Annotated in this window: 14 protein-coding genes and 3 pseudogenes; 8 read left to right on the top strand and 9 right to left on the bottom strand. The window is 69.2% G+C overall.

Translation table 11 applies throughout. The features are described from left to right. Positions 1–84: 84 nt before the first annotated feature. The gene (locus tag ACZ418_RS36150; protein ID WP_468371429.1) at positions 85–564 is read right to left on the bottom strand and encodes a hypothetical protein; all 480 of its coding nucleotides are present in this window, start codon (positions 562–564) and stop codon (positions 85–87) included. Positions 565–938: 374 nt separating this feature from the next. Here ACZ418_RS36150 and ACZ418_RS36155 point away from each other — a divergent pair, with 374 nt between their 5' ends. Beyond that, positions 939–4,736 (top strand): nSTAND1 domain-containing NTPase, encoded by a 3,798-nt coding sequence (locus tag ACZ418_RS36155; RefSeq protein ID WP_468371431.1) that lies wholly within the window; start codon positions 939–941, stop codon positions 4,734–4,736. 393 nt (positions 4,737–5,129) lie between these two features. Here the strand turns inward: ACZ418_RS36155 and ACZ418_RS36160 are convergent, their stop codons facing one another. Further along, positions 5,130–5,744, bottom strand: a complete 615-nt coding sequence (locus ACZ418_RS36160; protein WP_468371433.1) for a recombinase family protein — start codon at positions 5,742–5,744, stop codon at positions 5,130–5,132. A gap of 107 nt (positions 5,745–5,851) precedes the next feature. On the opposite strand from ACZ418_RS36160, the gene ACZ418_RS36165 reads away from it, so the two are divergent. Together ACZ418_RS36165 and ACZ418_RS36170 are read left to right on the top strand one after the other, a co-directional pair. Next, entirely contained in the window at positions 5,852–6,391 is a 540-nt protein-coding gene (locus ACZ418_RS36165; protein WP_468371435.1) for an ArsR/SmtB family transcription factor, read from the top strand. A 17-nt stretch (positions 6,392–6,408) separates the two neighbouring features. Then, positions 6,409–7,683 (top strand): MFS transporter, encoded by a 1,275-nt coding sequence (locus ACZ418_RS36170; protein WP_468371507.1) that lies wholly within the window; start codon positions 6,409–6,411, stop codon positions 7,681–7,683. Positions 7,684–7,772: 89 nt separating this feature from the next. On the opposite strand, the pseudogene ACZ418_RS36175 reads toward ACZ418_RS36170, so the two are convergent. Beyond that, positions 7,773–7,952 (bottom strand): annotated as a pseudogene (locus tag ACZ418_RS36175) (hypothetical protein); the annotation flags it as partial. 208 nt (positions 7,953–8,160) lie between these two features. Next, the gene (locus ACZ418_RS36180) at positions 8,161–8,940 is read right to left on the bottom strand and encodes an MBL fold metallo-hydrolase (RefSeq protein ID WP_468371437.1); all 780 of its coding nucleotides are present in this window, start codon (positions 8,938–8,940) and stop codon (positions 8,161–8,163) included. A gap of 92 nt (positions 8,941–9,032) precedes the next feature. Here ACZ418_RS36180 and ACZ418_RS36185 point away from each other — a divergent pair, with 92 nt between their 5' ends. Next, entirely contained in the window at positions 9,033–9,959 is a 927-nt protein-coding gene (locus ACZ418_RS36185; protein ID WP_468371439.1) for an AraC family transcriptional regulator, read from the top strand. On the opposite strand, the pseudogene ACZ418_RS36190 reads toward ACZ418_RS36185, so the two are convergent. The 3 genes and pseudogenes from ACZ418_RS36190 to ACZ418_RS36200 all read right to left on the bottom strand — a co-directional run. Beyond that, positions 9,956–10,198, bottom strand: a pseudogene (locus ACZ418_RS36190) (TetR/AcrR family transcriptional regulator); the annotation flags it as partial. The gene ACZ418_RS36185 and the pseudogene ACZ418_RS36190 overlap by 4 nt on opposite strands. Positions 10,199–10,437: 239 nt before the next feature. Then, positions 10,438–11,262, bottom strand: a complete 825-nt coding sequence (locus ACZ418_RS36195) for a PhzF family phenazine biosynthesis protein (RefSeq protein WP_468371441.1) — start codon at positions 11,260–11,262, stop codon at positions 10,438–10,440. 187 nt (positions 11,263–11,449) lie between these two features. After that, on the bottom strand, positions 11,450–12,130 hold the full coding sequence (locus ACZ418_RS36200; RefSeq protein WP_468371443.1) for a hypothetical protein: 681 nt from the start codon (positions 12,128–12,130) through the stop codon (positions 11,450–11,452). A 151-nt stretch (positions 12,131–12,281) separates the two neighbouring features. Between ACZ418_RS36200 and ACZ418_RS36205 the strand changes: the two genes are divergently transcribed. After that, positions 12,282–13,013: a TetR/AcrR family transcriptional regulator gene (locus ACZ418_RS36205; RefSeq protein WP_468371445.1), complete on the top strand. Its 732-nt coding sequence runs from the start codon at positions 12,282–12,284 to the stop codon at positions 13,011–13,013. 859 nt (positions 13,014–13,872) lie between these two features. Here the strand turns inward: ACZ418_RS36205 and ACZ418_RS36210 are convergent. Continuing rightward, a complete protein-coding gene (locus tag ACZ418_RS36210; protein ID WP_468371446.1) occupies positions 13,873–14,523 on the bottom strand; it encodes a TetR/AcrR family transcriptional regulator in 651 nt (216 codons plus the stop codon). 66 nt (positions 14,524–14,589) lie between these two features. On the opposite strand from ACZ418_RS36210, the gene ACZ418_RS36215 reads away from it, so the two are divergent. Both ACZ418_RS36215 and ACZ418_RS36220 read left to right on the top strand, forming a co-directional pair. Beyond that, a complete protein-coding gene (locus ACZ418_RS36215) occupies positions 14,590–15,252 on the top strand; it encodes an O-methyltransferase (RefSeq protein WP_468371448.1) in 663 nt (220 codons plus the stop codon). A gap of 457 nt (positions 15,253–15,709) precedes the next feature. Next, positions 15,710–16,102: pseudogene (locus tag ACZ418_RS36220) on the top strand (hypothetical protein); the annotation flags it as partial. A gap of 9 nt (positions 16,103–16,111) precedes the next feature. Here the strand turns inward: ACZ418_RS36220 and ACZ418_RS36225 are convergent. Further along, positions 16,112–16,585: a MarR family winged helix-turn-helix transcriptional regulator gene (locus ACZ418_RS36225; RefSeq protein ID WP_468371450.1), complete on the bottom strand. Its 474-nt coding sequence runs from the start codon at positions 16,583–16,585 to the stop codon at positions 16,112–16,114. Positions 16,586–16,854: 269 nt separating this feature from the next. Here ACZ418_RS36225 and ACZ418_RS36230 point away from each other — a divergent pair, with 269 nt between their 5' ends. Continuing rightward, positions 16,855–17,604: a DODA-type extradiol aromatic ring-opening family dioxygenase gene (locus ACZ418_RS36230; protein WP_468371509.1), complete on the top strand. Its 750-nt coding sequence runs from the start codon at positions 16,855–16,857 to the stop codon at positions 17,602–17,604. Positions 17,605–17,659: the final 55 nt, after the last annotated feature.

Raw genomic sequence — 17,659 nt, forward strand, 5'->3', positions numbered from 1 at the left:
TGGGGGGGTGTTTCTGGTTTGGGGATGGGGGTGCGGGGGTCCAGAGAGAGGAACTCCGGGGAAAACCCCCCCGCCGGCGATCAGCTACTTCCAGGCGATCCCGGCGTGGTCCAACACTGAGCCGCAGCCCCATCCGTCGCCGAAGTCGCTTACTCCCACCAGGTTTCCGGTGGCTGCATCAGCGTCGACGAGTTGGTCCGTGCGGACGTTCTGCAGATTCCAGCAGCTGTTTCCCGGGACGCCCGCTTGGTGCTCGTCCCACTGTTCGTTTGACTGGTTGCTGAACGCGCAGCTCCAGGTGTCGAGGTTGCCGTTGGAGCCGTTCACCTCCATGCACTGGGTCCCGTTGTAGGGGACCTCCAGCCAGTGCCCGTTCGACAGGTGGATGTCGTAGATGTTCTTGGCGCTGTTGGAGGTGAGGCCGAAGCGGGCGCCGTTCCCTTTCGCGCGGCTGTAGAGGTACTGGCCGTACTTCTCGCTCTTCCAGTGCACCCAGCCATTGGCGGAGGCTGCTGTGGTGGTGGTGGCCACCGCGGCGACGGCCAGAGCGCCGCAGAGTGCCAAGCGGATCGCGGTAAGCCTTCGCGGCTTCTTCATTTTCCGTTTCCCTTCGTTGGTGGCGAACGTGGAGCCGGCGCGCCAGCCACCCCCGTGGGGGCGCGCCGGCCCTGGTCCAGACAGCGATCCCTCCGTCCGGGGCGTAGCCCGCACTGAGAGCGAACGACCGTCTTGCACCATCGAGTTCAGCGGTTGGGGTATTGAATGGGCAGCCGCTTCTGCCACCCTGATCAATGGCCGCACCGCAGGTCACAGGGCTCGACATGCGGTCCTGACCAAAGAAGGAGCCTCTCGTTTGCCCTTCTGCCACGGGCGCGCCTAGTTTTTGCGGCCACAGCGCCGCATCCACGGGGGAAGCGGGACATGAGAGGGAGCCGTTGATGGCGGGGCGTCCAGAAAGCCCACTGGATCCCAGCGAGGGGCCGGTTGCGCGGTTCGCTGCCGAGTTACGCAAGCTGCGGGCGGAGGCCGGTGGTCCGACATACCGGGTGATGGCGCAGCGCGCCGGTCAGGGGGCGAGCACGCTGTCGCAGGCGGCTGCCGGGGAGCGGCTGCCGACGCTGCCGGTCGTGCTGGCATATGTGAAGGCGTGCGACGGCGATGCGGCCGAGTGGGAGGCACGCTGGCGTCAGGCGGCCGCGGATGAGGCCACCGAACGCTTGGCCGAGGATGAGGTGGCCGAGCCCCCGTACCGAGGCCTGGCCCGTTTCGAACCCGCCGATGCGGATCTCTTCTATGGCCGTGACGAACTCTCAGAGCGTCTGTTCCGGCAGGCCTGCTCCGGCCGGTTCACCGCAGTGTTCGGCCCGTCGGGGAGCGGGAAGTCCTCCCTGTTGCGCGCCGGGCTCATCCCCCGCTTGAGCAGCCCCGACACCGCGGGGCCCCACCCGGCCGCCCTGCGCGTGCTCACGCCGGGCGAGCACCCGCTCAGCCACGCCCAGCGCCTGCTGCCCGCTGACGGGAACGGCGACACCTGGCTGATCGTGGACCAGTTCGAAGAGCTCTACACCCTGTGCACCGACCCGGGCGAACGCGATCAGTTCATCGACCGGCTCCTGACCGCCACCGACCCGGGGAGCCGGCTGCGTGTGGTCATCGCCGTTCGGGCGGACTTCCTCGGCCGCTGCGCCGAACACCCGCAGTTGACAGCCGCCCTGCAAGACGACACCGTGCTCGCCGGGCCGATGAGCCGAGACGAGTTGCGTCAAGCCGTGGTCAGACCCGCACAGGCCGCGGGGCTGATCGTGGAACGCGGTCTGACGGCCCGCATCCTCGACGAGGTCGAAGGGCAGCCCGGCGCGCTGCCGTTGATGTCTCATGCGCTGCTGGAAACCTGGCGGCGCCGCAAGGGCCGAGCTCTCACCCTGGAGGCTTATGAGTCCGCAGGCGGCCTGCAGGGTGCCATCGCCCGCACCGCCGAGGCCGTCCACGCCCGGCTCACGCCGACCCAGGCCGCCCTCGCCCGCCGGATCCTGCTGCGTCTGGTCACTCCTGGTGACGGCGCCCCCGACACTCGCAGACCTGCCGGCCGGGAGGAGTTCGACTTCGGTGACGCCACGGACACCGCGACGGTCATCGAGCGGCTGGCGCGGGCCCGGCTGCTCACCCTGGACGACGACCGCGTCGACCTCGCTCACGAGGTGCTCATCACCGCATGGCCCCGCCTGCGGAGCTGGATCGAGACCGACCGCGAACGGTTACGCGTCCACCGGCGGCTGACCGAGGCAGCCACCGCCTGGGACGCGCTCGACCACGATCCCGGGGCCCTGTACCGGGGCACGCTCCTGGCCGCCACGCAGGAGGCGTTCCCCGCCCAGGACCGAGGGCAGGCCCTGACAGTGCTCGAAGGTGCGTTCCTCTCCGCCAGCCTGCAGGCCCAGCGCCGCGAGCGCGCCCGCGCGCGCATCCTGGCCGGCGTACTGTCCGTCCTGGTCGCGCTGGCCCTGACGGCGGGAGTGATCGCCTGGCAGCAGAACCGGACCAGCACCGTGCAGCGCACCCAGGCCACCGCCCGCCGAGTCGCCGCCCTCGCGGAGAGCCTGCGTTACACCGACCCGGTCACGGCCATGCGGCTCAGCGTCGCCGCCTGGCGGATCGCCGACACGATCGAGACGCGCTCCGCCCTCATCGGTGCCCTGGCCCAGAAGGAGGAGGACGCCTTCGCCCCCTCCGGCCACGTGGACAGTGAGTACTTCATGAGTGCCGACACCCGCACCCTGGTCGTCACCGGCAGCGACCACGTGGTGCGCTGGGACGTCAGGACGCACCGTAGGACCGGCACCTTCCCCGGCCTGGGGGATCTTGCGCTGGGCGTCAGTGACATCAGCCGCGACGGGCGGTACCTGCTGCGGGCGGGCTCGGACAGCGCACGCGTATGGGACATAGCCGCGGGCCGGTACGTCGGGGCCGCCGTCCACCTCGACAGCACCGCGTACGCGAAGTTCGGCCCCAGCGGGCGCACGCTCAACATCGTCGGCGGCCCCAGTCACGTCAACCACGTTCAGCTCTGGGACTGGCGACGGCACCGGTTGCTGTTCGAGCGGCGCGGACCGCGGGTCCAGGGCGCCATCGTCAGCCCCGACGACCGCCTGGCCGCCTTGTGCGAGACGGACCGGCCCATGCAGGTGTGGGACATGGCACAGCACCGAACCTTGCCCACGCCCGGCGCGCCCAAGGTCGTCGACGGCATCGGATGCGGTGCCCTCCTCTTCAGCCCGGACAGTCACCGAATCGTGGCGGGCATGCCCGAGGGGAGACTGCGTCTGTGGAACCTCACGCCTGGAACCCCCGGCGCGTCCAGGGTCCAGGACGTCCCCGACAGTTTCGGTGACGCATCCGAGGTGACCTACTCCAACGTCTCGGACATGGCGTTCAGCCGGGACGGCCGCTTTCTGGCGACCGTCAATGACCAGGAGGTCCGGGTGTGGCGGCTGTCGGCCGACGCCTCCGGCCCCGTCTTCCGCTACCGTCTGCCGACCGGCGGCGCCAACAGGCTCGGTCAGTTCGGCCTGGACCCGGACGGCCGGACGGTCCGCTACACCGTCCACACCGCAGAGGACGCCGCCAAGGGAATCGTGGTGCGCACTGTGTCGGCGCATGACGCGACTACCCGCGGCTGGCACGACGCAATGTCGGCGGGTGCCCAATTCAGCCCGGACGGCCGGGCACTGGCGACGACCTGGCGCAGCAGGCAGGTGAGTCACTTTCGCCTGACGGACGCCCTGACCGGCCGGGACCAAGCCGATCTGCCGGGCATACCCTGCCCAATGGACTCCGTCGATCCGGAAGGCGGCGGCCCGCAGGACTGCGGAGAGCTGATGACCTTCAGTGCCGACCGCAGCACCTTCGTCTACACGGCCGGCGGCGGTGAGTTCTCACACACGACGCAGCGGGCCACCGTGTGGGACGTACGTGCCCGTCGCGTCCGTGTGACCTTGGACCTCGGCCGCCCCACCCCCACACGCGGTACGGTCAACGCCGTGGCGCTCAGTCCGGACGGCCGAACCCTGCTGGCCTCCCGGCTGAGCTACGACCATTCCCGCACCGAGATCTGGAACATCGCTCGCCGCGCCAGAACCGGGACGCTGCCCGGTGCCGGGGGAGACTGGTTGGCTGTCCGGCCCGACGGCCGCCTCCTTGCAACCTCCCGCGGCCAGCTGGGCGATCTGTCCTCGCGGCATGTCATCGGCCGTCGGCTGGCGGAGGTCTCGACCAGGGCACTGGCCTTCAGCCCCGACGGCCGGTACCTGGCCGCCGGTGACCAGTCCGGCCGGGTGACACTCTGGGACGGCCGGGCCGCGCATCGCCTCGCGGTGCTGGCCGGCACCTTCACCGACGACCGGCAGGACTCCGGCGCAGCCGTGTCGGCCCTGGCCTTCTCTCCCGACAGCCGGACACTGGCCGTAGGAGGCAGCGACGGCACCCTCCAGCTATGGGAGGTCCCTTCCGGCCAACGGCTCGGCTCGGCTCTGCCCACGGCCGACGAGCCGATCCTGTCCCTGGGTTTCGACACGGACGGCAGGACGTTGCGAACGTCGGGCTGGTATGTGCCGCTGCATTCCTATCCCACGGATCTGCCCTCCCTGGCGGCGCGAACCTGCCGCCGCGCCGGGCACGGACTCACGCACGCCGAGTGGAAGGAGTACGTCCCGGAACTGCCCTACCGCAACATCTGCTGATCGGTCCCCACAGGCAGCCCCGCGCCCGGCAGCGGTGGTCCTGCCTGTACTGCCTGCAGTGCAGGACGACGCTAGAACGCAGGAGCTCATCGCCGCCCTGGACGAGGAGTTCCTGAAGGTCGTCGGCTGGGACTGGAACCTGGGTTTTCTACCCCCGGAACCACCCCGTCCTTGGGATGTCGGAATGTCATGTCGGGGGCTGCGACATGGGCTTTGAGCGCTCTGGCCCGCTCTGCTCGGGATGCCGGATCCGATGGAACAAGTCCGGTCTGGGCATCGAGGAGTTCCTGCGCACCGCGAGGAGGTACAACACAACACCCGGCATGTCCGTCAGCGGGTGTGAGTAGTTGAGGTACAGAAAGTGCCGCTGAGATTGATCTCGGTCTGATCTGCCTACTGCGTGGGGGCTTCGAGCTGGCGGAGCATTACGCCGGCGCGCAGCTCGCGCAAGTCCGGGATGTGGTTGTAGCGCGTGCCCGGCGAGACGCCGAGCAGTTTGGCGATCGAGGTGATCGAGCGGCCCGGGTCGGGCAGCAGGTCGCGGGCGGCCCGGACGATCTCCTCGGTGGTGACGCTGGGGCGTCCGCCGACCCGGCCGCGGGCGCGGGCGGCGGCGAGGCCCTCCTTGGCGCCGATGACGATGAGTTCGCGAAGGAACTCCGCGAGCGCCGCGAAGACGTGGAAGACGAGTCGAGCGCCGGGGGTGGTGGTGTCCAGGTTCTCGTGCAGCGAGGTGAAGCCGATGCCGCGCTCGTGCAGCTCGGCGACCATGTTGATGAGGTCTTGGAGGCTGCGGCCGTAGCGGTCGAGCGAGGGGACGACAAGCCTATCGCCCGCGTCGAGGAACGCGTGGCATGCCTTCAGCTCGAGACGGAGCGCGTCCTTCCCGGACTTCTTGTCCGCGAAGATCTTCCGGCACCCGGCGGCGGTGAACGCGTTGAGCTGCCGCTCCAGTTTCTGCCCGCCGGTCGACACCCGGACGTACCCGACTTTGATCTCGGTGCACACGCAGGTGGAGGGCTTTGGCAGAAGGTCTCGCGCGCCGGACAGCAGATTCCGGGAGCCCGCGCGAAAACCCCTTGCCCAATGGTCAAGAATCGTTGACCATTACTCGCATGCCTACCGATGATCTTCCCGAGACGTTCCACGTCACCACTGACGAGCAGCTACGCGCCGTCTCCAATCTCACGCGTCACCGGATCATGGCCGTGCTCCGCTTCGAGCCGGCGACGATTACGCAGATCGCCGAGCGGGTTGGCCTTGCGAAGGGGAGTTCCAGCTATCACGTGCGGCTGCTGGAGCGGGCCGGCTTGGTGAAGGTGGTACGAACGCGGAAGGTGCGGGGAGTCACCGAGCGGTATTACGCGCTGGCCGCGCGGGCGATCGTGCTGCCGGATCCGGGCGAGGGAGGGCCGGATGTGCTGATGCGGCATGCGGTGGCGGATCTGGAGGCGTCGCCGGTGGATGGCGAGCGGCACGTACGGATGGCGCATCTGCGACTCACCGAGGAGCAGTTCGCACAGCTGGGGGCGCGGTTGCAGGCTCTGGCGGACGAGTACCAGGAGCTGTCCGATCCGTCGCTGCCGGACGCATCTCTCGCCTTCGCGCTGTTCCGGCCGGCGCCGCGCGAGCAGGCCGACGGGGGCTCCAAGTGAACCAAGGGGCCAGGAAGCTGCCGACCGGGTTCGGACGGCTGTGGACCGCGCAGACGATCTCCTCGCTCGGTGACGGGGTAACGCAGGCCGCGCTGCCACTGCTCGCCTTGACGTTGACGCGGGATCCGATGGCGCTCGCCGTCGTCACGGCCGCGGGGACGCTGCCGTGGCTGCTCTTCGGGGTGCTCGGCGGTGCACTGGTGGACCGCTGGGACCGCCGGCGCACGATGTGGATCGCGGACACGGCACGTGCGGTGCTGCTCGGGATACCCGCGGCGGCGGCCGTGCTCGACGTCCTGAGCATTCCGCTGCTCGCGGCCGTCGCCTTCCTGCTCGGCCTCGGCGGACTCTTCTTCGATACGGCCGCCACGGCCTACCTGCCGGATCTGCTCCGCCGCGACCCCGCACTCTTGGAACGCGCCAACTCCCGCTTGCGCGGAGCCCAGACCGCCATGTCCGGCTTCGCGGGGCCGCCTGCGGGCAGTGCGCTGCTCGCGCTCGGGCGGGCGGTTCCGCTGCTCACCGACGCGGTGTCGTTCATGCTTTCCGCACTGCTCGTACGTACGCTGCCCGCCATGCCCCAGCCTGTGCCGGAGGTCCGCGAGTCGCTGCTTCGGCAGGCGCGGGCCGGGGCCTCGTACGTCTTCCGGGACCGGGTGCTGCTCGGCCTCGCGCTCCGCCCGGCGGTCGGGAACGTCGCCTTCCTCGCTGTGGAGACCGTCCTCGCCCTCTTCGCGCACGACCGCCTCGGCATCGACACCTACCGCTTCGGCCTGCTCCTCACGGCGGAGGCCACCGGCGGCCTGCTCGGTGCGGGCATCGCCTCCTACCTCGGCCGACGACTTGGCACCGGCACCGCACTGACCTGCACAGCCGCCGTCGAAGGGCTTGCCGTCCTAGGCCTGGCCGCTGCCCCGAACCCGTACGTGGCCGGGCTGGCGCTCGCCGTCTGCGGGGCCGGCATGGGCGCCACGATGGTGCTCGGGCCCTCCCTCCGGCAGGCGATCGTCCCGGCCCACCTCATGGGTCGGGTCGCCTCCACCTCCCGCATGCTGGCCATGTGCGCGGCCCCCATCGGGGCCTTCCTCGGCGGCTGGCTGGCCACCACCTACGACGTCCGCACCCCGCTCTACGCCGCAGCCGTCCTCCTCCTGGCGATGACGGCCGTGACGGCATCCATGACCAGCAACCGCCGGGTCGAAGCTGCGCTGCGTGCCGCCGCCCCGGCCGGCGGTTCAGATCACCCGGCATCCAAGGAGCCCGCCCAGGAGAGTGCACCCGACGTGTTGTGACGCCTGCCGCGAAGGCGTCACAACACGTCGGGTGCGAGGCCCCCCGCGGGGCGCAACGAGTGGCCAGGTCGGTCGGGTAGCACTGGCCGTCAATCCTCGTCGTCCTCAGAGGCGTCCGGGTCCCGGAAGGGGCGCAGGCCCTGGCCGGGACCGCTGGCTTTGATGTTGAACAGGTCGCAGCCCAGGAAGTTGACGTGCCGGTCCTTGAGCGGGGAGAGGCGGGCGACGTCTTCGTCCTTGATGTCGTGGCCCTCGGCACGGAGCCGGGCAGGAGTTCCCCGAGGACGTCGTGCGGGTCGCGAGGAACCACGGCCCCGGCGTGACACTCGAGCAGGTGGCCGCCGACTGCGGACTCCACGCGATGACGCTGTCGAACTGGATGCGCCGCGCGGACATCGACGGCGGGTACCGCAGCAACCTCGTCGATGGATGTCTCGCCGGAACAGGCCTCACCTTGACGACATCACGACAACCACGTCAGTAACTGCTCGTCGACCCCTCTGCGGTGCACAGTTCTGCCCGGGTGCGCAGCTGGCCGCGTGCAGCGAGCCTCTCCAGCCGGTGCTGCTCCCTGACCGCCCAGTGCTCCACCCGTGCCGGGTCCAGCGGCCCGCCGTGGCCGACGTGCAGCCTGGTCGGCTTGAGCGCGAGCATCGCTCGCAGGCTGGCCAGGTTGCCGACCGGGTCGTCGTGGAAGGGCGGGTTGGCCGGCCTTCGGTGGGCCATGCCGAGGAACGAGGTGGCGACCAGGTCGCCCGCGACGAGATCGCCGTCATCCGTCAGCACCGATATCGAGCCGGCGGTGTGCCCCGGGGTGGGCATGATCCGGGCGTTGACGCCGTGCTCGTGCAGCGCGGTGGGCCCGTCCACCAGCAGGTCCGGCCGGAACGGTTCCGTATGCTCGTGGAAGGCGTCCAGTCGGTTCAGGAAGCGGCCGAACCGTCCGGTGGGAAGGTAAGGCTCCCGGATCCGGCCGGTTGTGTAGGGCCCGAGATCCGCGACGTGCGCGACCACCGGAGCTCCGGTGGCCCGGCGCAGTTCCGCGGCGGATCCGAAGTGGTCGATGTGGGCGTGGGTGATGACGATCGCCGAGACGTCGCCGGGCTCGATGCCGTGCTCGGCGATCCGCGCCAGGATCTTCGCTCCGCTGCCCGGGATACCGGTGTCGACCAGAACGGCCCGACGGCCCAGCAACAGAAAGGCGTTGACGTTCCGTTTGCCCATGACCGGTATCGGGATGACTGTGGTGTGTGCCATGACTGCGACGCTATGTCAGTACGACTGAGCTGTTCCATGCCTATCTGACCCAGATTCCTAGCTGTTCGTCTCATCACCTGTAGTGTGCGGGTATGGATGTCCTCGCCGATGTGCTGTCCGCCACGAAGATCGGCGGCACCGTCACCGCCAGGGTGCATGCCGCCGGGCCGTGGGGAATCGAATTCCCGCACCTGCCCTCGGCCGTCTTTCACCACATCACCCAGGGCACCTGCTGGCTGCGCCGCCCCGGCGCCGAACCACTCCCCCTGACGGCGGGCGACCTCGTCCTGCTCCCGGCCGGCAGCGGCCACGCGATGGCGAGTGACCCCACGGGCCCGACGATCCGATTCGAAGACTTCACCCAGGCACATAGCGGCGGGCCGGGCGCACCGATCGACTTCCCCGGCCCCGGAGCGCAGACCCGCGTCGTCTGCGGCGGCTACCGCTTCGACACCCACGCCTCCCACCCGCTGCTGACCCTGCCACCGGTGCTGCTGTTGCGCGCCGACCCCTCGGCGCGCCGGCACGACCTCACCGAGACGCTGCGCATGCTGACCGCCGAACTGTCCGACCAGGCACCGGGCTCCCAGACCATCACCGACCGGCTGGTCGACGTTCTCTTCGTCCACATCCTGCGCCAGTGGGCGGCCTTGGGGGACGTCCCGGAACGCAGCGCCAGCTGGTGGGCGGCCCTGCGCGACCCCGAAGTCGCCGCCGCCATCTCCCTCATCCACGAAGAGCCCGGGCGGGCATGGACCGTAGACACCCTGGCCCGCGAAGTCGGCGTCTCCCGGGCCACCCTGTCCCGCCGCTTCACACGTCTCGTCGGCGAACCCCCACTGGGCTACCTCACACGCTGGCGTCTGGAGATCGCCGCACGAAGGCTCCGAGAAACCAACGACTCCGTCGCCCGCATCGCCAACACTGTTGGGTACACCTCGGAGTTCGCCTTCTCCCGCGCATTCACCCGCCACCGCGGCACCCCACCCACCCGCTACCGAGCCACCCACAGCCATTAACCAGTTTTCCGCAACTGCTGGGCGCCGGCGCGGGAGCGAAGGTTCACACCGTGTGCCATGAGGGCCAGGACATCGGCCGCGGAGTCCGGATCGGCTTCCTCGGCGAGTTGTCGCTGCCGGTGTGCCGACGGGAGCCCGGTGTGCAGGGCGGTGCGCAGCCGCTGGCGCCGCCGGTCGAGGATGGCACGCACGGCGGGGTCGCCGTTCCCGGTACCCGCGTGGGCGTTGGAGATCAGGCAGCCCCACTGGGCATGTTCGCCGGTTCAGCAGCCCTGGTTGTCCTAGTCGACCAAATGAGAGGCCGTGACCGGTCCTGGGACGTACCGTTCGAGGGCCGCGCGACAGCTCCTGCTTGCCGACGAAGGTCGCGTACAGGCTGGGCCGATTGAGACTGGTGTATGTCTTGCCGCTCGCGCCGCCTGCGTGAAGGTGACCTTTGCTTTGCTCTTGCTCTTGCTCCCCTCCTGTTCGTATTGCTTCACGGCGTGGTGAGCAGCTTCCCGTCGATGACGGTGACTGCGGCGCCATGGAGCAGCGTGCGGTTGCCGCGCAGTTCGGTGCGTACCAGGCCACCGCGGGCCGATGCTTGGAGACCGGTGAGCGTGGTGCCACCGAGCCGAGCGGACCAGAAGGGCGCCAGCGCAGTGTGGGCGCCTCCGGTCACGGGATCCTCGTCTATCCCAATGCCGGGGAAGAAGCAGCGGGAGACGAAGTCGTAGCCGGCCGTGGGGTCGTCGGCGCGTGCGGTGACGATCACACCGCCCCGCCAGCGCAGCGCGGCCACTGCGGCCAGATCGGGGGTGAGTTGGCGGACGGTCTTCTCATCGGCCACCTCTACCAGGGGCTCGCCGACATCCGGGCCTGTTTCGTGGACGGAGAGAACCTCGGTGCCGATGGCAGCGGCGATCTCGCTGGGCGGTGCGATGGCATGCAGCGGGGCGGTGGGGAAGTCCAGGGTGATGGTGCCGTCGTCGGCGCTGGCCGAGCGCAGAATGCCACTGCGTGTGGTGAAGCGTACGGTGCCCCGGGCCAGGCCCGTGGTGTGCAGCACATGTGCAGTAGCCAGGGTGGCGTGGCCGCACATGTTCACCTCTGTGGCCGGAGTGAACCAGCGCAGCGCCCAGTCGGCTTCGGCGGGTTTGGAGAGGGGATGGACGAACGCAGTCTCCGGAAGGCCGACCTCGGCAGCGACCCGCTGCAGCCACCGGTCCTCGGGAAAGGAGTCCGTGTCGAGCAGCACGACGCCCGCGGGGTTGCCGGCAAACGGTCGCTCGGTGAAGGCGTCGACGATTCTGATCCGCATGGGCGGACGGTAGGGGTCCTGAGCAGCAGCGCGGCAGTGCCAATCGTCAACAGGTGGCATGGCGGCTGCCGGGAAGACCTTTTGGGGTCATCGGTCTGCCGAAGCCAGGCTCGTGTTGATTATGCGCGGGCCGCCGACACGGGCCAGCTCCGCTTGGCGCGTCGCTGGTCCCTCGGATGCGGGATGATCATCGCGCGGCGGCGTATTCGGCGCTGGCACTGGTTGGGTTGTCGCCGACGGTGGTCGGCTGGCTGCGCCATAGCGAGATGCCCAAGCCGATCAAGGCCACTCCGGTCGGAACGGCCAACGGCCGGTTGAACGACTCCGGAAGTACTGCGAGCGCGACAGTGGCGACGGTGCCTGCGGCGAGGAGCGCCGCGGCCCACCTGGCGAGGACGCGCGCCCGGAACAGCGCTATACCGAACATGCATCCGCCCGCCAGGTAACCGACGGAGCTGAGGATGAAGACCGTGTGCATGGCGCCGATGCCATGGGTGGCGGTGCCGCCGAAGGCAACGGTAAGGACGTCTTTGACGTAGTTGGGCGCGGTGTGCGCCAGCGAGGGGAGAACCGCGGCCGCGACGACCTCGATACTCAGCATGAGGAGATAGCCGGCGGCGAACAACGCGTAGCCGATGAAGCCGAGAATCCCGGTCTGCCGGATTTGACGCAGGTACATGCCGGTGATGCCGGTCAGTGCCAGCGCGGCCATGAGCGCCTTTGCGGTGCTGCGCACGGCCCAGTCGGTGGTGGTGACCGACGTGACGTCCATGGGTGGGTGGTTGACCTGGACGCCGATGAACAGCAGTCCGGCGATTGCGGCAGAGATTCCGGCGGCCCGTGTGAGCCTCGTGGCGGTGACGGTCACGAGGGGTCCTCTTGTTCTCCTCGGTCCTGGCGTCGAGCTCATGCTGTACCTCCTCCAAGTGGTGTACGACGTACACCTCTGCTGTGGCACAAGCTAGGTGTACTATGTACACCTGTCAAGGCCGGACACGAGCCAGGCCATGGAGGACCCGATGCAGGACACCGCTGCAACCGCCGGCCGGGAGCGGCTCAACCGCGCCAAGGTGTTGCGCGCGGCCACCGAGTTGGCGGACGAGGGCGGCTTCGACGCGCTCACCATGCGCAGGCTGGCGGCCCGGCTCGGCGTCGTGCCCATGGCGCTCTACAAGCACGTGGCGGACAAGCACGAACTGCTTGACGGCATGGTCGACCTGGTCTTCGCCGAGGTCGAGATGCCCGTCGACGTCGACTGGCGTACCGCTCTGCGCACCCGCGCCTCGTCGATGCGGCAGGCGCTGCTCCGTCACCCGTGGGCAGTCGGCCGGATGGAGACGGGCACTCCAGGGCCGGCGAACCTGTGCCACCACAACGCCGTGATGCGGTGCCTCCGCCGCGACGCAGGCTTCCCGTTCCCCATGGCCGTGCACGCGTACAACCTGATGGACGCCTACATCTACGGGTTCGCCCTCCAGGAGAAAACCCTCGCCGGAGACATTCCGGCCGAGGCGGCGCGGCGACGGGAGGCCGTTGTCGACCGACAGCCCTCAGAGCTCGACGACTATCCCTACCTTGCCGAGGTGGTCACAGAACTGGCGAAGACGGGGTTCAACTTCGCCGACGAGTTCGAGTTCGGACTCGACCTCATCCTCGACGGTCTCAGTCACATCGGTCAGCACGCACCGACGGGCACGCGCGGCGCGCCCGAGACCCGGCCGAACCCGCCGCAGCGGGCATCCGGGCAGTAATGCCATCGGCAGAGGGGTGCGAATCCTGGCCGCAGGGCTTCGGCGTAGTCGCCTGACATCCGGTTCTCTGCGTTCCCTGAACCGAGTGGGAGATCATGCCTGCCGACGTATCCCTGCCGATCCAGCCTGCCTCTGACATTGAGACTTGGTCGTGGCACCGCTCGGGGTCTGACCCAGCCACTGACTGACGCTTCAGCTGTCCTTGAGGTGAACCGCTCGGCTCCTGGGCGGTACCGCATTCGCCGAAGCGCCGAATTGACGCTTGAGCGAACGGCCCTGCTGTCCATTTGGGGTTTCAACCGGTCACTTCCGACCGATGCTGGTGACGATCTCCGGCTGGGTTGACGCTGAGGGCAGCGCGGGCCTGGCATTGTCGCCGGGCGTCCAAGTCGCCCCGGACCCACAGCAATTCATGGACAGCTTTCGGCACCGTCATTGCCCGCTTCAGCACAATCCGCACCGGCTCCAGCGGAGCAGCCCATGGCGCTGCGGGCTTCCGCGACAGCCCGGCGGTGATCGTCGGCGATCCGCACTGCCTGGGTCTCCGCCACGATGCCGCTATCGAGGCCGCAGGTGCAATGCACTACTGCGCGTCGGTCGGCTCGTGCACGACCCACCCTCCCCGGTGCGTTCTGTGGGAGGCGCCCGGGCGCCGCGCAGCCGTGAGCACCGGGCGCGGTCAGGAGTCCTCTCTGTCGGCTGGGAGTTCGTCTCGGGCAGGCCCCCACCCCATCCAAGCCAATCGAAAGGCGAGCGGCATCATCCTGCTTCATGATCCCGTGACCTACGGAAGGAGGATGTGGCGGCGACAGCCGCAGCCGCGGTCGTCTCGCGTGCCCGCGCATCGGGCCACATGTGCTCAAGACCTGGCGCGCGTCGGCAGCCCATGTCGGTGGAGGAATGCGTCGACGAGCCTGTCGGTGAATTCCTGGCCGATCGGCTCGTCGGTCACCAGCGCGCGGTAGTAGAGAGGGCCTACGAGCTGGTCCGTTTCGGCCGCCATGTCGAGGTCGGCTGGGAGCTGGCCCCTGTCCACGGCACGTTTCAGTGGCAGGCGGTCGCGGCGGCGTTGCGCGCCGAGACATCTGGACTGGAAGTCCTGGGCGAATACTGGGTCGTGCTGCGCCTGGGCGATCAGCGCCTTGAAGACGGCGCCGGGGTCGGACTCGTTGAGGAACCACGCCAGTTGGCGCAGGTAGTCACGCAGGTCGAGGCCGATGTCGCCGGAATCGGGCGGGGTCAGGTCCTCGGTCGCGTCCTGGAGGAAGGCATCCATCAGGACGTCGGTCTTGGTGTTCCACCAGCGGTAGATGGTCTGCTTGGCCACACCGGCCCGCGCGGCGATGCCCTCCATGGTGACGCCGGCGAAACCCTTCTCGACGAGCAGGTCGTCGGCGGCCTCCAGTACCGCCAGTCGGGCCTGTTCGCTGCGTCCGTACCGGTTGCCGTGGTGACGCTGTCCCGATCCGCTGGTGCTGCTTGCCTCGGCAGCGTGTGTCGCAGGTGCCATCTCGCCTCCCCTCGTTGAGCATATTCCCCATAGAAAGAACGCAACGTTGCGTCTACTCTAGCGCCCATGACATTCACCCACACACTCGCCGACCCTCGGGTCCAGGCGGCCCTCAGCCGCATGTTCGAACGAGCCGAGCAGGACGACGCCACAGCCGCCCGCATCAGCGCGGAACTGCCCGGCGGGTTCGCGCCGATGACGCCCCAGCAGCACGCCGATGCCGCGGCGGAGATCTACATGCCGATCTCCGCCGCGGGCGGAGAGCTGCTCTACAACCTGGTCCGAGCCGTCCGGCCGGCCACGGTCGTCGAGTTCGGCATGTCCTTCGGGATCTCCACCCTGTACCTGGCCGCGGCCCTACGGGACAACGGCGCCGGACGAGTCGTCACCACGGAACTCAGCAAAGACAAGATCGCCGCAGCCTGCCGTACCTTCGCCGAGACAGGTCTGGACGACCTCATCACGGTGCTGGAGGGGGACGCCCGCGACACCCTCCGCACACTCGACGGCCCCGCGGACTTCGTCCTCCTGGACGGCTGGAAGGACCTGTGCCTGCCCGTACTGCGGCTCCTCGAGCCGCGGTTGCAGCCCGGCACACTCGTCGTGGCCGACGACATCGACCTGAGCAGCCTTCGTCCGTATCTCGCCTACGTACGCGACCCGGCGAACGGTTATCAGAGCGTGACCTTCCCTGTCGAGGACGGCATGGAGATCAGCTGCCGCCTCTGAACGATGCGGCCAGGCCCCGGCCGGATGCATACGCCGCCATCCCCGCCCGCGCTGACAGCGGCATCGGCGTCGAAGAGACCGAAGCAGCCACGGCTGCCGTACACAGAGCTGACTTCGCCCTCTCCGAGAGTGTCAGCCATCCCGGGCGGCGTGGAATCGCAGCGCCGATCCCCACCGCATCCGGCCCACCCCTTGCATCGGTGGCCGTCTCAGGACCGGCATGCCGATTGATCGCCAAGCGTGCGCGCGTTCGCCGAGATCCTCGCCGAACGCTGCACCGGGCTGTCACTGTCGGCCGGCAACCGCGACCTGGCATGGCTGATCACCACGCGCCCGTCACTGGAGCGGACGAGGTGGTCAGCCGATGCGCGCTTCAGGGGCCCGGTGCTGGGCGCGGACGAGAACTGCCGCGAGCCGGGTGAGTTGCGTGCACTGGGTGGGAGTGAGGTGTTCGGTGAGGGCTGTGATGCGATCGGCGCCGGAGCCTGTCCCCGAGGGCCCCGCCGCCCCCGTACGGCATCCTGCTCGCCGCCGCCGTACGGGCAGTGCGCGCCGGCGACCGGGCCGCCACCGCCCCGTGCGCCCGGCGAACAGGTCCTCCCCCGGCACGCTGCGCCGCACCAACTCCGCCGAGACCCTGGCCCTACCGCAGGCGGCTGCCCTCGCCGACGGCACGGTCTGGATCTGCTACGTCGGCGCCGAGGGCACCACCGGTCGGCGCGTCATCGCCCCGGTCCGGGTGGAGGGCGGTTTCGTCACGGCGTACGACCACACCGTCGACGACGAGGTCCGCACCTTCCCCGTACACCGCATCACCGGCGTCGCAGAGCTGGCCGAAGACCCCGCATGAGTACGGCGCTCAGCCTCCTTCGAGTTCCCGGCGCACGGTAGCGGCGATGCGGGTGAGTGCGACCCCGAGGTGGCGGCGCTGAGCGGCGCTGAGCGGATCGAACACGAGCCGCTTCACCTGCGCGACGTGTCCCGGTGCGCTCTCGACGAGCTTCTGCCGGCCGGCGTCGGTCAGGGTGGCGAGGGTGTATCGACCGTTGCTGGGGTCGGGTCGGCGGGCGACCCAGTCGCGGGCTTCGAAGCGGTCCATCACTTTCGACAGGCGGGGCTGGGCGCTGTCGCAGGCCCGGGCCAGGTCGCTGAGCCGCATCGTGGCTTCGTCGGCCATGGATAGCCGGGCCAGAATCCCGTACTCGAAGTTGGAGATGCCTGCGTCTCGCTGCAGCTGGCGGTCGAGGGTCGCCGGGAGGGCGATGACGACTGTGAGGAGCGCCTGCCACAGGTCCTGCTGGTCGTCGTCGAGCCAGGGTGACTGGGTGTCCATGAGCCCCATCATACTTGCCCAGGCAACTCGCCTCACTTGCCGAGGCAACTCTTGGCGAGCTACCGTCTCACTTGCCTTGGCAAGTGAAGATACTTGCCAAGGCAAGTGAAGGAGCTGATTTCATGACCTCCACGAGCAGCCTGGCCTCCCCGAACGGCCTGACTTCCCCCTTACCGTCGCGCACACCAGCCGCGGCGTACGACGACCTCCTTGCCCGGGTCCTGCCACAGGCGCGCGAGCAGCGGGTGTGGAACCCCTCCGACGGTCCCCTGCCCAGCCTCTTCGTCAGCCACGGGGCCCCGTTCACCCTCGACGATCCGCAGTGGCTCAGCGACCTCTTCGACTGGGCCCAGTCGATGCCCAAGCCCCGGGCCATCGTCGTCATCTCGGCCCACTGGGAACGGGCACCGGTCGCGATATCCGCAGCCGCGGCCGGCACCCCGCTCTACTACGACTTCAGCGGCTTCCACCCCCGCTACAAGACCCTTCCCTACGCGACCCCGGACGCCACCGACCTGGCTCGGCGACTCACGGGCCTGCTGGGCCTGACGCCGGTGCACGAGTTCGCCGACCGCGGCCTCGACCACGGCGCCTTCATCCCGCTCATGGCCATGTACCCCGCGGCCGACGTCCCGGTCGTGCAGCTGTCGATGCCCAGCCTCGACCCCAACGCTCTGCTCAACCTCGGTACACGCCTGCGGCCCCTGCGCGAAGAAGGCGTCCTCGTTCTCGGCTCGGGCTTCATGACGCACAGCTTCGCCGTCTTCCGCCGGCCGGAGCTCGCCGCCGACACCACGGCCTTCGACGAATGGGCCGTTGACGCCCTCGCCCGGGGCGACGCCGACGCCCTCACCGACTACCGCAACAAAGCACCCGGCGCCGCGGTCGCCCATCCGACGGCCGACCACTTCGTACCGCTGCTGGTCACCGTCGGCGCCGCCGATGACCCCGGCAGCGCCGTGAGCGCCACCGACCGCATGGTGATGGGCAACTCCACCCGATCGGTGCAGCTGACCTGAGCACCCCGACGCGCATCATCTTCCCGCCTGTTCGCCTCATCCCTTGGCCACGACA

The organism is Streptomyces sp. NPDC030820 (assembly GCF_055572075.1).